Source organism: Enterobacter bugandensis (assembly GCF_900324475.1).
Lineage (GTDB): Bacteria > Pseudomonadota > Gammaproteobacteria > Enterobacterales > Enterobacteriaceae > Enterobacter > Enterobacter bugandensis.
Map to the genome: position 1 here is coordinate 2,936,810 of NZ_LT992502.1, position 15,121 is coordinate 2,951,930.

The following is a 15,121-nucleotide window of genomic DNA, read 5'->3' on the forward strand; positions in this document are numbered from 1 at the left end:
GACATCTGCCCTTCATTGCCGCAGGACACAAAAAAACCCGCCGAAGCAGGTTTTTTTTATCAGAACATGGCGCCAGGCGGCACGTCTTTAAAAGTGCGGCAGTAATTGGCCCACATACTTTTCAGGATTTTGCGCAGTTTCATTGTGATGCTCCATTAACTTGTTATACAACTTTATAGTCAATGTGCCTATAATATGACCATCGTCACAAAAATCAATATTTTTGTGACGCATATCACAATTTAAACTGCACAGTGCGCATTAACCCACGATACTGCGAACAAAATCCTCGATCGCCTTATCCTGGCAATTTTCAAAGAAGCACTGCTGGAAACGCGGGCCGGAAACAGCGGTCTTCACAAGCTCAGGATCGATGGCGCGCAGCGAGTCAAGATAGTTATCTTTTACCACGGCCGCTTTTACCTGGTTCAGAATACCGGCATTACGCACCTGCGGCTCTTTACGCTCTGGAGGATAACCCTCCCCTTTTCGGCCGGTAAACGCCTTTTCAAAGATAAAGCGAACGTTTAGCTCCGCTCCCCAGCCAAACCCTTTGGCAAAAGGCAGAGAGAGCGCATTGCCGTTATTGATTTGCGCGAAGAGAAACGCGTCTGCGGGATCGATGCAGTAGCCGCATATCACGCCAGGGTGGATGTTTAACGACATCAGCGCCCCCTGCCCGGTGCCGCAGCCGGTGACCACAAAATCCACCGCTTTCGCATTCAGCAAAATGCTCGCCATAATGCCCAGGTGGATGTAGGTCAGGTGATGATCGTTTTCGTCGCTCATACCCACGTTGTAAACCGGAAACCCTTTTTCATCGGCTACCGTTTTCAGCTCTTTTAATATGACTGGGTTTTTAGCCGCCTGGCTGTTTTCCATCATCAGTGCAATTTTCATCGTGTCTCTCCAGAATGCGCTGCGGGCGCTCCCCGCCATGGATACCTGTTCTCGTTCATTCTGGCATCAAATAAACAGACTTTCAAAGTAAATGAAATGGAGTTTTAAAAACTAAATGCACGCTCACAATTTTGTGAAGGGGAGGATCTACGCCGTCCGTTGCAAAGAGTGAGGGTAGATCGTCCGGCTATTCCTGGCATTGCAGCGGGCATCTGCGGGTACGATAACGTATTTCCTTCCACTCAGAGCGAACCATGAAAAGAGCCATCGTAGTCGCTACAGTCCTGCTGCTCGCGGGATGCAGCGTTAAACGCCAGGCGGAAATCAGCAGCCTCGACGCGCCGAACGGCATTGTCCGCCTCGACTATGGCCAGGCCGTGCTGCAAAACGCCTGGTCCGATGAATATGTTAATAACGGTACCGCGGTAAAAGCCTGTCAGAACATGGGCTATGCCACCGCCTCTGCCTACGGGCAACCGGTCAAAACCTGTACCCTGACAAGCGGCTCTTTGTGCCTGAACGAGAGCGTTACTATCCAGTATAAGTGCATGGGGTATGCCGTTAACCCTAAGGCAAATAATCCCTGGTATTAATCAAAGCTGCCAGCGTTTGCTGGCGCTTTATTTAACTAAGAACAAAAATAATTCGCATTAATAAAAATAAATATCGCCAATGCGTTTTATTCCCATTCGTATTTTAAACGAACAAATATTTAATTTTACGTTTTGCAAATAATTAAATAACAAATTATAGTGTCGCTCATTATGAACCCGTAATAATAATCCGGAGCGCCACCATGCTGAAAACTGAAATGATCGACAAGCTCAATGCACAAATGAACCTTGAGCTCTATTCATCCCTTCTCTACCAGCAGATGAGCGCCTGGTGCAGCTATCACAGCTTTGAAGGTGCGGCCGCGTTTCTGCGTCGTCACGCCCAGGAAGAGATGACCCACATGCAGCGCCTGTTTGATTATCTGACCGATACGGGCAGTCTGCCGCGCATTGAGAACGTGGCATCGCCTTTTGCTGAATATAATTCTCTCGACGAACTGTTCCGCGCCACCTACGAGCACGAACAGCTGATCACCCAGAAAATTAACGAACTGGTTCATGCGGCAATGATCGGCCAGGATTATCCAACCTTTAATTTCCTGCAGTGGTACGTCGCGGAACAACACGAAGAAGAGAAGCTGTTTAAATCCGTGCTGGATAAATTATCCCTGGTGGGTAAATCCGGCGAAGGACTTTACTTTATTGATAAAGAACTGTCGACTCTCGATACGCAGAATTAATATCAGCGCGGTGCCGGGTTCCGGCGCCGCGTTAATTTACCTTTCCCCTGCATTAAAACACGCATTTTATTCCCCGTACGCCTTATTTACGTCACGGCTGACCGTCGCCCCACTCAGTATGGGCAGTAGCGCGGTACGTAAACCTTTCATTACACGCCTTGTAACGGTGGTTTGACGAACTACCGCTTTTGCCTTACTCTGCGCCGCAGATTTTGTTGCGGTTAAGCGTCGTTGTAGAGGAAAGCGTGAAGAACAGAACCCTGGGAAGTATTTTTATCGTCGCCGGAACGACGATTGGCGCAGGAATGCTGGCAATGCCTCTGGCTGCCGCGGGAGTGGGATTTGGGATGACCCTGCTGCTGCTTGGCACGCTCTGGGCATTAATGTGCTATACCGCACTGCTGCTGCTTGAGGTTTACCAGCATGTGCCCGCCGATACCGGGCTGGGTTCGCTGGCGGCGCGCTATCTGGGACGCTACGGCCAGTGGATCACCGGCTTTAGCATGATGTTCCTGATGTACGCCCTCACGGCCGCGTATATCAGCGGTGCCGGGGAGTTAATCGCCTCCAGCGTCAACGACTGGTTTGGCTCTGACATTACCCCTGCAACGGGGGCTATCTTCTTTGCGCTTATTGGCGGCGGCGTGGTCTGCGTGGGCACATCGCTGGTCGATCTCTTTAACCGTTTTCTCTTCAGCGCCAAAATTCTGTTTCTGGTTGTCATGCTGGCACTGCTGGCACCGCACGTGCACAAGGTGAACCTGCTGACGCTGCCGCTGGAGCAAGGGCTGGCGCTTTCCGCCATCCCGGTCATTTTCACCTCGTTTGGCTTCCACGGCAGCGTGCCGAGCATCGTCAGCTATATGAACGGCGATATCCGCAAGCTGCGTCGTGTGTTTGTTATCGGCAGCGCCATTCCGCTGATCGCCTACATTTTCTGGCAGCTGGTGACGCTGGGTAGCATTGACTCTTCAACCTTCGTCGGGCTGATGGCGCAGCACGCTGGCCTGAACGGTTTTCTGTTGTCTCTGCGCGAGGTGGTCACCTCGCCGCACGTGGAGCTGGCGGTTCACCTGTTTGCCGACCTGGCGCTCGCGACCTCGTTCCTGGGCGTAGCGCTCGGCCTGTTCGATTACCTGGCCGACCTGTTCCAGCGTCGCAATACTGCCGCCGGGCGGTTACAGACGGGAGCCATTACCTTCCTGCCGCCGCTGGCGTTTGCGCTGTTTTACCCTCGCGGGTTTGTGATGGCGCTGGGCTACGCGGGGGTGGCGCTCTCTGTCCTGGCCCTGCTGCTCCCTTCCCTGCTGGCGTGGAAAAGCCGTCAGCAGCATCCTCAGCAAGGATATCGCGTCGCGGGGGGAAAACCGCTGCTGTGCGTTGTGTTTGGCTGCGGGGTAATGATTATTCTGGTGCAGGTGTTGATTGCCGCCGGGATGCTGCCGGAAGTGGGTTAAAGATAAAAGGGGCTATCATCAGCCCCTTTTTTTATCAGTGCAGGCAGCAGCTCTTAAACTTCTTCCCGCTGCCGCAAGGACACGGATCGTTACGCCCCACTTTCGTGCCGTTCACGACAGGCTTCTTCGCTTCCGGCTGCTGCGGGTTCTCCACCCAGTAGTTGTATAAGCGCAGGGCCGCAGGCTGGATGCTCTCGATGCTGGCGATATACTCCTCTTCGGACAGTTCATCCAGCTTCTCGCTGTTCTCTTCCGTTCCGTGCAGGGCAATCACGTCGAGCTCGGCCTTCAGGGCTTCCGGCAAGGCTGACCAGTCCGTCAGCGCCACGCCACGCATATAGCCATAGCACCACTCTTCGACCACGGTGTAACTCTCACCGTCAACGTCGTTATAGCCGAACAGCGGCTCAAACTGATCCGGGTATTCACTCAGGCGCTCGGCAATGTCGTTCATATGCTTAAAGCAGAGATCGATAAAACGGTTCATCTCGCGATCGTTTTTCCAGCGGGGGATGTACTTCTCCCCGCCCCACACCGCCACCAGCCAGGCATCTGGCTCAACGACAACAGGGCCGGAAAGCACTGCAGTAAGCATGCCGTCCAGTTCGGACACGTCAATCACGGACGCATCGTCATTACCGTAAGACATTAATGTCTCTTCCAGCCACGCCATTTCGCTTTCATTTAATGGACCTTCCGTCATCGCGGACACTCCTGATAAAAAAGGAAAGGATCCTACCACAGATCGCACGCCTGCCCTGGCTGAAGTTTAGGTCTTTATTGCTGCAAAAGTGTGCAAATCGTGACCGTTGCACAACTTATGGGCTTTATTGTTAACGATGTGTGATCTCCGCTGTAAATTCTTCTCCTGGCGCAGGGCGGGATAACGCGGCGCTCTATACTCAAACATGTCATAACCCCGTCAAGGGGTTAACCATTCTGGCAACGTTTTTGCTTGCTGTTCTTCGCGCGACGCTGCGCATGGAAACCTCGCCGTATCACGCAGGATGCCGTTCGTTTAGTGCATTTTGTTCTTGCTCGTGTTTTTGGATTGGCTGCGCCCTGGGCGTTCAGGCTTACGCCGTGGTGCAAAAACCTCTTTGCTAAGGAACATAATAATGTCGCTGAAATTTATCAAAACGCCTGTTTCTCTTGTGCTGGCCGGTTGTCTGGTAACGGCATTTTCCGCCCGGGCAGATATCGTGATCGGTGTCGCCGGACCGTTCACGGGCCCTAATGCCACCTACGGCGATCAGTACTGGCACGGCGCAACGCAGGCCGCCGAAGACATTAACGCCGCAGGCGGTATTAACGGTGAGAAGATCAAACTGGTTCAGGGGGATGACGCCTGCGAGCCTAAGCAGGCGGTGGCAGTCGCCAACCGCTTAGTCGACCAGGATAAGGTCAACGCCGTGGTCGGCCATTTCTGCTCCTCTTCCACCATGCCCGCCTCCGAGGTGTATAGCGACGCTGGCATCATCGCGATTACTCCCGGCTCAACTAACCCGCAGATCACCGAACGCGGCATGAGCGACATGTTCCGCATGTGTGGCCGCGACGACCAGCAGGGTCAGGTCGCCAGCGACTTCATTATCGACAAGCTGAAAGCCAAACGCGTGGTCATCATTCACGATAAAGACACCTATGGACAGGGGCTGGCAGACGCCACCAAAGCGGCGCTGGCGAAGCGCGGGGTGAAGGATGTGATGTATGAAGGTTTATCCCGCGGTGAAAAAGACTTTAACGCGCTGGTGACGAAGATCGGCGCGCAAAAACCGGACGTGGTGTTCTTCGGCGGCTGTCACCCGGAAGCTGGCCCGCTGGTTCGCCAGATGCGTGAACAGGGGGTGCAGGCGAAATTCTTCTCCGGCGACTGCATTGTCAACGAAGAGATGGTGACGGCAGCGGGCGGCCCGCAATATACCAACGGCATTTACATGACCTTTGGTAAAGATCCGCGCCTGATCCCGGACGGTAAAGCGGTTATCGACAAATTCCGCGCCGGTAAATTCGAGCCGGAAGGTTATACCCTCTACTCCTATGCCTCCGTACAGGCCATTGCCGCAGCCTTCAAGGCCACCGGCGGCAAGGATTCCGCGAAAGCCAGCGAGTGGCTGAAAGCCAATTCCGTCGACACGGTGATGGGCAAAAAAGCCTGGGACAGCAAAGGCGACCTGAAAGTGTCTGACTACGTGGTTTACCAGTGGGACGACAAGGGAAAATATAAGGAAGTGCAGTAACGGGACGGAGTCACGCTCAACGTCGGCGGGCTTGCCCGTCGGCGCGTAATAAACATCAGGCTGCGCGCCTCGCGCAGCCTATAAAACGAGCGCGCTAAGATGAGTACATTCTTCCTGCAGCAGTTAGTCAATGGCTTAACGCTGGGCTCCGTCTACGGCCTGATCGCCATCGGCTACACCATGGTGTACGGCATTATCGGGATGATCAATTTCGCCCACGGCGAAGTGTATATGATTTCCGCCTATCTCTGCGCCATTGGTCTGGCGCTGCTCTCTTTCTTCGGGCTTGAGTCCTTCCCCCTGCTGATTCTGGGTACGCTGGTGTTCACCATCGCGGTAACTGGCGTGTACGGCTGGACTATCGAGCGTATCGCCTACAGGCCGCTGCGCAACTCCACGCGCCTGGCGCCGCTTATCTCCGCCATCGGGATGTCGCTTATCCTGCAAAACTACGCCCAGCTAAGCCAGGGCCCGCGCCAGCAAGGGGTGCCGACCATGCTCGACGGCGTGATTCGACTGCATCTTGGCGACGGGTTCGTGCAGATAACCTACACCAAAGTGTTTATTCTGCTCGCCTCGTTTGCCGGCATGCTGGTGCTTACGTGGATAATCAACCATACCCGGCTGGGGCGGATGTGCCGCGCGGTACAGCAGGATCGCAAAATGGCCTCTATTCTGGGGATCAACACCGACCGGATTATCTCCCTGGTCTTTGTTATCGGCGCGGCGATGGCCGGCCTGGCGGGCGTACTCATCACCATGAATTACGGCACCTTTGATTTCTACGTCGGGTTTGTGATTGGCATTAAGGCCTTTACGGCGGCGGTGCTCGGCGGTATCGGTTCCCTGCCCGGCGCCATGCTCGGTGGCCTAATCCTTGGCGTCGCAGAAGCCCAGTTCTCGGGCATGGTGAACTCGGACTATAAAGATGTCTTCTCGTTTGGCCTGCTGGTCATGATCCTGATTTTCCGGCCCCAGGGTCTGCTCGGGCGTCCGGTTGTGGCCAAAGTGTGAGGAAGAGAATGATGACATCGCACGGTTTTTCTCTCAAGCGCTGCGTTCTGGACGCGATTTTTTCCGGGCTGATTGCGCTGATTATCTTCGGCCCGATTGCTGGCGTGGTGCTGGACGGGTACAGCTTTAACTTTGCCGGACAACGGCTGGCCTGGATGGTCGGCATTGTAATGCTGGGGCGTTTTCTCTTGAGCGCTTTTTTGGGTACCGCCGCGGGCGCTCGTTTCCAGGCGCGCTTCGAAGCCGATAACGCGGGCGTCTATGTTAGGTCTCCGGACTACAAAAGCCGCATGCGCTGGATTATTCCTCTGGTGATTGCGCTTGCGGTTTGCTTCCCGTTTGTCGCCACCAAGTATGTGCTGACCGTCGCCATTCTCGGGCTGATCTACGTGCTTCTCGGTCTGGGGCTGAACATCGTCGTGGGGCTGGCCGGCCTGCTGGACCTGGGGTACGTCGCCTTCTACGCGATTGGCGCGTACGGTCTGGCGCTGGGGTATCAGTATCTGGGGTTAGGCTTCTGGAGCATGCTGCCGCTGGCGGCAATCATGGCCGCCGCCGCCGGTGCCCTGCTCGGCTTTCCGGTACTGCGCATGCACGGCGACTATCTGGCGATCGTCACCCTCGGGTTCGGGGAGATCATTCGCCTGATCCTGAACAACTGGCTGACCTTCACGGGGGGGCCAAACGGCGTGTCAGCCCCTCCCCCCACCTTTTTCGGTCTGGAATTTGGACGACGCGCGAAAGAAGGCGGCGTGCCTTTTCACGAGTTTTTCCACCTGACCTACAACCCGAACATGAAGTTTATTTTTATCTATACCGTACTGTTTCTGGTGGTGATGCTGGTGCTCTACATCAAGCACCGCCTGACGCGGATGCCGATTGGCCGGGCGTGGGAAGCCCTGCGAGAAGACGAAATTGCCTGCCGCTCGATGGGGTTGAATCACGTCCTGGTGAAGCTCTCCGCCTTTACGCTGGGCGCGTCGACCGCGGGGATTGCCGGGGTGTTCTTCGCAACCTATCAGGGGTTTGTGAATCCGACCTCTTTTACCTTCTTTGAATCCGCGCTGATCCTCGCCATCGTGGTGCTGGGCGGCATGGGCTCTACCCTTGGCGTGGTGCTGGCCGCCTTCGTGCTGACGGTAACGCCGGAGCTGCTGCGCAGTTTTGCGGAGTACCGCGTCCTGCTGTTTGGCATGCTGATGGTGGTGATGATGATCTGGCGTCCACGCGGCCTGATCCGCATTAACCGCAGCGGGTTTGCCGTGCGTAAGGGCGTGGCGCCATGAACGGGACGATATTGCGCGTGGAACATTTGATGATGCACTTCGGTGGGATTAAGGCGCTTAACGACGTTAATCTGGACGTGCAGCGCGGCTCCATTACCGCCCTTATCGGGCCAAACGGAGCGGGAAAAACAACCGTGTTTAACTGCCTGACGGGTTTCTATAAGGCTTCCGGCGGCAATATTTTATTTTCTACCCGCACTAAAACGACCAACGTTATTCAGGTCCTCGGACAAAAATTCCAGCCGGGCGACTGGATTAACCCCGCGCAGTTCGGGCAGCGCCTGTTCTACAAAATGTTTGGCGGAACGCACCTGGTGAACCGCGCCGGGCTGGCGCGCACCTTTCAGAACATCCGCCTTTTTCGCGAGATGTCTGTCGTGGAAAACCTGCTGGTCGCGCAGCATATGCGCGTTAACCGCAATCTGCTCGCCGGGATCTTAAACACGCCGGCATATCGGCAGGCGGGAGAGATGTCGTACGGGCAGCAGCGGCGTCTGGAGATCGCGCGGGCAATGTGTACCGGGCCCGAGATGATCTGTCTGGATGAGCCCGCCGCCGGGCTTAACCCGGTCGAAACGCATAAGCTGAGCAGCATTATTCGTTTCCTGCGCGATCGTCATGACATCACGGTCTTACTGATTGAACATGATATGGGGATGGTGATGGAGATTTCGGACGACATTATCGTGCTCGACCACGGCGATGTTATTGCCAGAGGGAAACCCGAACAGATTCAGCATGATGAAAAGGTGATTGCTGCCTACCTGGGTACGGACGAAAGCGAGGTGACCCTATGACCGAACCGCTGCTGGCATTTCGCGAGGTGGATGTGTTCTACGGCGCCATTCAGGCGCTGAAGCAGGTCTCCCTTGAGGTCAATGAAGGTGAGACCGTGGCGCTGATTGGCGCGAACGGCGCGGGTAAATCCACATTGCTGATGTCTATCTTTGGCCAGCCGCGCATCCGGAGCGGGCAGATTCTGTTCAATGGTGACGACATCAGCCATCAATCCACCCACTACGTCGCCTCCGGCGGCATTGCGCAGGCGCCTGAAGGCCGGCGTGTCTTCCCGGATATGACCGTCGAAGAGAACCTGCTGATGGGAACCATCCCCATCGGCAACCGGTTTGCGGCTGAAGATATGCAAACCATGTTCGACCTGTTCCCTCGCCTCAAGGAGAGGCGCAAGCAGCGCGCGATGACCATGTCAGGCGGGGAACAGCAGATGCTGGCGATCGCCCGGGCGCTGATGAGCCGTCCCAGGCTGCTGTTGCTGGATGAACCGAGCCTGGGCTTAGCGCCGATAGTTGTGAAACAGATCTTCCAGACGCTGCGCGAGCTGGCCCGCAACGGCATGACCATTTTTCTGGTGGAGCAGAATGCGCACCATGCGTTGAAGCTTTCCGACCGCGGATATGTGATGGTTAACGGGCAGATCCGGTTGAGCGGCAGCGGCGAGGAGCTGCTGGGAAATCAGGAGGTGAGGAAGGCGTATTTGGGTGGATATTAAAACGCCCGCGATAGCGGGCATAAAGATGCCGTATGGATTAACCAAACATTATTATCCAAACAGATAGTGGTTTAATTCCGATCACCCTTATTTACAAAAAACTGCAACTTCCAGGCGTAATGTTTCCCTTGTTAACCATTAAGTCTATAAGGGATTAAATTATGTGGAGTGCCCATAAAGCCGCAGTTTATGCCCGCCAGCATGCGGGCGAGCATAGCCAGAAAAGATGTACAGAATTTGTTTCAAAAGCCATTCGCGCTGGCGGTGATAAACTGCAGAACACAAATTATGCTAAGGATATGAAAAGCAATTTGATTTTGGCTGGCTTCCATCAGATTTACGGCGAGCCTGTTGAGGGTGACGTGGCAGTGATCCAGCCTACAGCCCATCACCCCTATGGCCATGCATGCATCTATGGCGGGAACGGCGTCTGGTACTCTGATTTTGTTCAGCGAACAATGTATCCGGGAAAAGAATACCGGGAAGTAAAGCCAGCGTATGCAATATACAGGCATGACTAACATGAAAAAAATAATTCTTGCTGCCCTGCTTCTGCCCACTCTCGTATCAGCTGCACAGAAGCTACCCCCTGAGGCATCCGCCGCCCTTCAGTTTAATAAGTGGTACATCTCGCAGATTCTTAGCGGGAAAGAGCCAATTAAAAACTATGAAGCGCTGAGCCGATACGTTACCCGCGAAACAATCAGCAAACTCAAAGCCATGGATAAGCTGGATCCGGATGAATATGACGTGCCTGACGTCGATATGTTCATAAAGGCCCAGGGATATGATGATGACTGGGGCATCGTCAGTGCGCGGGCATTAGATTACGATGCCGCATGCATGCAGGTGTATATATCATTCGGCAAAAAGCGGGATCACACCGTGATTGACTGCATGGTCAAAGAAAATGGCGCATGGAAAGTTCAGTCCGTGGCAAGCGTGAATATTTCTGACAACCTGAGCGCAGAATGATATCGGCGATATGACAGGGGTACTGATGCAATGCATCTTCGCGAATCCCTGTCGTATCGCCGACAAATACACCTTCGCTCTGGATAACTGAATAACTGAATAACTGAATAATAACAATGATGCAAGAAAGTGGATTTCAGGCACAAAAAAACCACCTTTCGGTGGTTTCACGACACTGCTTATTGCTTTGATTATTCTTTGTTTCCCATGGTACCCGGAGTGGGACTTGAACCCACACAGCGCGAACGCCGAGGGATTTTAAATCCCTTGTGTCTACCGATTCCACCATCCGGGCTCGGGAAGAAAGTGGAGGCGCGTTCCGGAGTCGAACCGGACTAGACGGATTTGCAATCCGCTACATAACCGCTTTGCTAACGCGCCGTAAAACTTTTCTAACTGACACCCGCAATTGCGCATGTCTTTAATCTGGAGCGGGAAACGAGACTCGAACTCGCGACCCCGACCTTGGCAAGGTCGTGCTCTACCAACTGAGCTATTCCCGCATGTTATCAAGTTAACTGCTAACCACTTGATTTCATTATCGTCCGGCTTGCTGTGCCGCCGTTCGATGCGTTGCATTCTACTGATATGACGTGATGAGTCAACGTTATTTTTTGCTTGTCTGGATTGTTTGCTGAAAATTACGGCGAAACGATCACTGATCAAGCAAATCCCCGCGCGCAGCGTTCAAATATTGCAGCATTGACCACAGCGTCAGCACTGCCGCCACCCACAGGAGGCCAATCCCCGCCCACTCAACCCAGGCGTTTGGACGCCAGAGCATCCACACCAGCGAGGCCATCTGCGCGGTGGTTTTCACTTTACCAATCCAGGATACCGCGACGCTGCTGCGTTTCCCCAGCTCCGCCATCCACTCACGCAGCGCAGAGATGATGATCTCACGGCCAATCATAGTTGCGGCGGGCAGTGTCACCCACCAGGTATGATAGTGCTCAGCCACCAGCACCATCGCGATCGCGACCATCACTTTATCCGCTACCGGATCGAGAAAGGCGCCGAAACGGGTGCTCTGGTTCCAGCGGCGCGCCAGATAGCCATCAAACCAGTCAGTTACCGCTGCAATAAGGAAGATCAATGCGCAGGCGAACGGTGCCCAGACGACCGGCAGGTAAAACGCCAGCACAAAGAACGGAATGAGTACAACACGAAAGAGAGTGAGCAACGTAGGGATATTATATTGCATAGTGACGGTAACTATTTGTTGTCAGTAAAATTTAGCTCTATGTTGCTACAGAGCCCTCAATGTTTCAACGAGTAGTAGATCTTTTCTGCCAGCCCTTGCGAAATACCCGGCACTTTTGCAATTTCCTCCATACTGGCGTTGAGTAATCCTTGCAATCCGCCCATATACTTCAGCAGCATCTGGCGGCGTTTTGGCCCAACGCCCTCAATAGTCTCAAGCGTGCTCGTGTTTTTGACCTTCGCCCGTTTTTTGCGGTGGCCGCTGATGGCATGGTCGTGCGACTCATCGCGAATATGCTGGATGACGTGCAGTGCCGGGGAGTCCGGCGGCAGGCTGAAGCCCTCACCTTCCGGCTCAAAAAACAGCGTTTCCAGACCGGCCTTACGATCGGCCCCTTTTGCCACGCCTAACAGCAGCGGATGGTTTTTGTCCCACTCAACGTCGAGCGACTCGAATACCGCTTTCGCCTGACCTAGCTGCCCTTTCCCACCGTCGATAAGAATCACGTCCGGGATCTTGCTCTCTTCAATCGCTTTACCGTAGCGACGGCGCAGCACCTGATTCATGGCAGCATAGTCGTCACCCGGAGTGATGCCGGTGATGTTATAGCGGCGATACTCGGCGCGCAGCGGGCCGTTGGCGTCAAATACCACGCAGGACGCCACCGTCTGCTCACCCATCGTATGGCTGATATCGAAACATTCCATTCGCTTCACTTCCGGCAACTTCAGGAGCGTCGCCAGCGCGGTTAAACGCTGGCTCACCGTCGATTGCTGGGACAGTTTAGTGGTGAGCGCCGTCGCCGCGTTGGTCCGCGCCAGCTTCAGATAGCGTGCACGGTCGCCGCGCGGTTTGGTTTGAACATTGACCCGACGCCCGGCCAGTTCGGAAAGCGAATCGGCCAGCAGGGTTTTATCATCGAGGCTAAAATCGAGCAGGATCTCCGAGGGCAGTGTACGCATCTGGCTGCCCTGAAGATAAAACTGGCCAACAAAGGTTTCCACCACTTCACCCAGCTCAGTGCCGCCAGGCACCTTCGGGAAATAGCTGCGGCTGCCGAGCACTTTGCCCTGGCGAATAAACAGCACATGCACGCAGGCCATGCCGGCGTCGAAGGCCACGCCAATAACGTCGAGATCGTCGCCGGTATTTGAGACAAACTGTTTCTCAGTGACTCTGCGCACCGCCTGGATCTGGTCGCGGATCCGCGCAGCCTCTTCAAACTCAAGCGCGGCGCTGGCTTTTTCCATTCTGCCGATCAGCTGGGTTAAAACCTGATCGTCTTTGCCAGCTAAGAACAGGCGTACGTATTCCACCTGCTGCGCATACTCGTCTTCACTGACCAGCCCGGCAACACAGGGGCCAAGGCAACGCCCAATCTGGTATTGTAAACACGGGCGCGAGCGGTTGCGGTAGACGCTGTTTTCACACTGGCGGATCGGGAAGATTTTTTGCAGCAGCGCCAGCGTCTCTCGCACGGCATAGCCATTCGGGAAGGGGCCGAAATATTCCCCTTTCGCGTGTTTTGCGCCGCGGTGCATCGCCAGGCGCGGATGGGTGTCACCACTCAGAAAGATAAACGGATAGGATTTGTCGTCCCGCAGCAGCACGTTATAGCGCGGCTGGTAGAGCTTAATATAGTTGTGCTCAAGCAGCAGCGCTTCCGTCTCGGTATGCGTCACGGTGACATCAATATTCTGAATGAGTGAGACCAGCGCTTCGGTCTTACGGGAGGCAAGGTTACTGCGGAAATAGCTGGAAAGACGCTTTTTAAGATCTTTGGCCTTCCCCACATAGATAACCGTACCGCCAGCGTCATACATCCGATAGACGCCTGGCTGGCTGGTTACGGTTTTCAGAAATGCTTTTGAATCGAATACATCACTCACTGACTTAACAACGTCTCCGCGTTACATAAACCGTGCCGGATGGCCAGATGAGTCAGTTCAACATCACCATGAATGTTCAGTTTACTGAACATACGATAACGATAGCTGTTGACCGTTTTCGGGCTGAGATTCAGCTGCTCTGAGATCTCATTCACTTTCTGACCCTTGGTGATCATCAGCATAATCTGCAATTCACGCTCAGACAAACTGGCAAACGGTGATTCCGTTTTCTCGGGTTCGATCTGGCTCAGCGCCATCTGCTGCGCAATGTCGGAGGCAATGTAACGCTGCCCGGCAAATACAGAACGGATAGCATTGACGACTTCCTGCGGTGCGGCGCCTTTGCTCAGGTAACCGGCTGCCCCCGCCTGCATCACCTTCGCGGGAAGCGGATTTTCAGTATGCACGGTCAGCATGATGACTTTTGTATCAACAAAGGTACGCGCGATTTTGCGTGTTGCCTCAAGGCCACCGATACCGGGCATATTCATATCCATCAGCACCACATCGGCCGAGTTTGTGCGGCACCATTTTACGGCATCTTCCCCACAGCACGCCTCACCGGCAACTTTAATACCTTTAATATCTTCAAGAATGCGTCGTATCCCTGCGCGCACCAGTTCGTGGTCATCAACAAGAAGGACGTTGATCAAAGGAAATGTCTCCAGAATAGGGATAACGCTACTGAGTGATAATTTGGCTTATATTAACGGTTTTCATCACAAGATTAAAACGTTAAAAAATCGGCTATTCGATTTTGCTCTCGTTTTTGGAAATTAGCCTGTACAGTCCATGGAAAGAGAGCCCTTGCCATCAGAGCTTTTGCGGCTATTTTTAAGCATCTGTATTCAAAAAGTTACAAAAAGCTTGCACGCTTTCCTCGCGGAAAAACTGTTCTCAATTTTTGTAACAATAATTAACGGCAAGTAAACCAGGCGCAAACAATTAATAGCCGTACCAGAGCATCAGTTTACCGGCTGGCTCTGTTTACGCAAATAAACACTGGCGTAAAAGTACGAAAAACAACCGCTGCATTTTTTGCTGCATCTTGTGGTATACTCCGCCGCCTTGACTTTCGTCGTCGCGCTTTAGCGCCGTTTAATAATGAGGAAAATAAATGAGCACACCTGAATTTGCCACTGCGGAGAATAACCAGGAACTGGCACAGGAAGTAAACTGCCTGAAAGCGCTGCTAACGCTGATGCTGCAGGCGATGGGCCAGGCTGATGCTGGTCGTGTGATCATTAAAATGGAAAAACAAATCGCGCAGATGGAAGACCAGGCGGAATCGGCCGTATTTGCTAACACCGTTAAGCAAATCAAACAAGCGTACCGCCAGTAACAAAAAACGG

The 15,121-nt window shown here is 53.9% G+C and carries 17 protein-coding genes, 3 tRNA genes and 1 pseudogene; 12 read left to right on the plus strand and 9 right to left on the minus strand.

The window, feature by feature from the left end; all coding sequences use genetic code 11:
• Window positions 1–59: 59 nt before the first annotated feature.
• Complete coding sequence (gene azuC / locus DG357_RS14295; protein ID WP_014884364.1) at window positions 60–143, minus strand: stress response protein AzuC; 84 nt, start codon at window positions 141–143, stop codon at window positions 60–62.
• A gap of 118 nt (window positions 144–261) precedes the next feature.
• Window positions 262–900: an RpiB/LacA/LacB family sugar-phosphate isomerase gene (locus DG357_RS14300; RefSeq protein ID WP_028013662.1), complete on the minus strand. Its 639-nt coding sequence runs from the start codon at window positions 898–900 to the stop codon at window positions 262–264.
• Window positions 901–1,154: 254 nt separating this feature from the next.
• On the opposite strand from DG357_RS14300, the gene yecR reads away from it, so the two are divergent.
• The 3 genes from yecR to tyrP all read left to right on the plus strand — a co-directional run bounded on the left by yecR (window position 1,155) and on the right by tyrP (window position 3,651).
• On the plus strand, window positions 1,155–1,493 hold the full coding sequence (gene yecR, locus DG357_RS14305; protein WP_069733035.1) for a YecR family lipoprotein: 339 nt from the start codon (window positions 1,155–1,157) through the stop codon (window positions 1,491–1,493).
• Window positions 1,494–1,696: 203 nt separating this feature from the next.
• The gene (ftnA, locus tag DG357_RS14310; protein WP_028013664.1) at window positions 1,697–2,194 is read left to right on the plus strand and encodes a non-heme ferritin; all 498 of its coding nucleotides are present in this window, start codon (window positions 1,697–1,699) and stop codon (window positions 2,192–2,194) included.
• Between the two features lie 245 nt (window positions 2,195–2,439).
• Window positions 2,440–3,651, plus strand: coding sequence for a tyrosine transporter TyrP (gene tyrP / locus DG357_RS14315; RefSeq protein WP_088205070.1), 1,212 nt, complete (start codon window positions 2,440–2,442; stop codon window positions 3,649–3,651).
• A gap of 34 nt (window positions 3,652–3,685) precedes the next feature.
• On the opposite strand, the gene DG357_RS14320 is transcribed toward tyrP, so the two are convergent.
• Window positions 3,686–4,354: a YecA/YgfB family protein gene (locus DG357_RS14320; protein WP_088205071.1), complete on the minus strand. Its 669-nt coding sequence runs from the start codon at window positions 4,352–4,354 to the stop codon at window positions 3,686–3,688.
• Window positions 4,355–4,769: 415 nt separating this feature from the next.
• Here DG357_RS14320 and DG357_RS14325 point away from each other — a divergent pair, with 415 nt between their 5' ends.
• The 7 genes from DG357_RS14325 to DG357_RS14355 all read left to right on the plus strand — a co-directional run bounded on the left by DG357_RS14325 (window position 4,770) and on the right by DG357_RS14355 (window position 10,676).
• Window positions 4,770–5,891, plus strand: coding sequence for a branched-chain amino acid ABC transporter substrate-binding protein (locus DG357_RS14325; protein ID WP_028013667.1), 1,122 nt, complete (start codon window positions 4,770–4,772; stop codon window positions 5,889–5,891).
• A gap of 99 nt (window positions 5,892–5,990) precedes the next feature.
• A complete protein-coding gene (locus DG357_RS14330; protein ID WP_028013668.1) occupies window positions 5,991–6,905 on the plus strand; it encodes an ABC transporter permease subunit in 915 nt (304 codons plus the stop codon).
• Window positions 6,906–6,916: 11 nt separating this feature from the next.
• A complete protein-coding gene (gene livM, locus DG357_RS14335) occupies window positions 6,917–8,191 on the plus strand; it encodes a high-affinity branched-chain amino acid ABC transporter permease LivM (protein WP_088205072.1) in 1,275 nt (424 codons plus the stop codon).
• On the plus strand, window positions 8,188–8,988 hold the full coding sequence (locus tag DG357_RS14340; RefSeq protein ID WP_088205073.1) for an ABC transporter ATP-binding protein: 801 nt from the start codon (window positions 8,188–8,190) through the stop codon (window positions 8,986–8,988). Before livM ends, DG357_RS14340 begins: the two co-directional genes overlap by 4 nt.
• Window positions 8,985–9,701: an ABC transporter ATP-binding protein gene (locus tag DG357_RS14345; RefSeq protein ID WP_088205074.1), complete on the plus strand. Its 717-nt coding sequence runs from the start codon at window positions 8,985–8,987 to the stop codon at window positions 9,699–9,701. Before DG357_RS14340 ends, DG357_RS14345 begins: the two co-directional genes overlap by 4 nt.
• 161 nt (window positions 9,702–9,862) lie before the next feature.
• The gene (locus tag DG357_RS14350) at window positions 9,863–10,222 is read left to right on the plus strand and encodes a CHAP domain-containing protein (protein WP_088205075.1); all 360 of its coding nucleotides are present in this window, start codon (window positions 9,863–9,865) and stop codon (window positions 10,220–10,222) included.
• A 1-nt stretch (window position 10,223) separates the two neighbouring features.
• Window positions 10,224–10,676, plus strand: coding sequence for a DUF3828 domain-containing protein (locus DG357_RS14355; RefSeq protein ID WP_028013673.1), 453 nt, complete (start codon window positions 10,224–10,226; stop codon window positions 10,674–10,676).
• Between the two features lie 208 nt (window positions 10,677–10,884).
• Here DG357_RS14355 and DG357_RS14360 read toward each other — a convergent pair.
• The 6 genes from DG357_RS14360 to uvrY form a co-directional block, all read right to left on the minus strand.
• A tRNA-Leu gene (locus DG357_RS14360) sits at window positions 10,885–10,971 on the minus strand.
• A 12-nt stretch (window positions 10,972–10,983) separates the two neighbouring features.
• A tRNA-Cys gene (locus DG357_RS14365) sits at window positions 10,984–11,057 on the minus strand.
• A gap of 46 nt (window positions 11,058–11,103) precedes the next feature.
• Window positions 11,104–11,179: transfer RNA gene (locus DG357_RS14370), tRNA-Gly, on the minus strand.
• Between the two features lie 152 nt (window positions 11,180–11,331).
• Window positions 11,332–11,880 (minus strand): CDP-diacylglycerol--glycerol-3-phosphate 3-phosphatidyltransferase, encoded by a 549-nt coding sequence (pgsA, locus tag DG357_RS14375; RefSeq protein ID WP_041909393.1) that lies wholly within the window; start codon window positions 11,878–11,880, stop codon window positions 11,332–11,334.
• A 56-nt stretch (window positions 11,881–11,936) separates the two neighbouring features.
• Window positions 11,937–13,769: an excinuclease ABC subunit UvrC gene (uvrC, locus tag DG357_RS14380; RefSeq protein ID WP_069733040.1), complete on the minus strand. Its 1,833-nt coding sequence runs from the start codon at window positions 13,767–13,769 to the stop codon at window positions 11,937–11,939.
• Entirely contained in the window at window positions 13,766–14,422 is a 657-nt protein-coding gene (uvrY, locus tag DG357_RS14385; RefSeq protein WP_013096026.1) for a UvrY/SirA/GacA family response regulator transcription factor, read from the minus strand. The genes uvrC and uvrY overlap by 4 nt, the downstream gene beginning before the upstream one ends.
• A 370-nt stretch (window positions 14,423–14,792) precedes the next feature.
• Here uvrY and DG357_RS23380 point away from each other — a divergent pair.
• Together DG357_RS23380 and DG357_RS14390 are read left to right on the plus strand one after the other, a co-directional pair.
• Window positions 14,793–14,861, plus strand: a pseudogene (locus DG357_RS23380) (hypothetical protein); the annotation flags it as partial.
• 25 nt (window positions 14,862–14,886) lie between these two features.
• Window positions 14,887–15,111, plus strand: coding sequence for a DUF2594 family protein (locus DG357_RS14390; RefSeq protein WP_014832453.1), 225 nt, complete (start codon window positions 14,887–14,889; stop codon window positions 15,109–15,111).
• The last annotated feature ends 10 nt before the right edge of the window (window positions 15,112–15,121 follow it).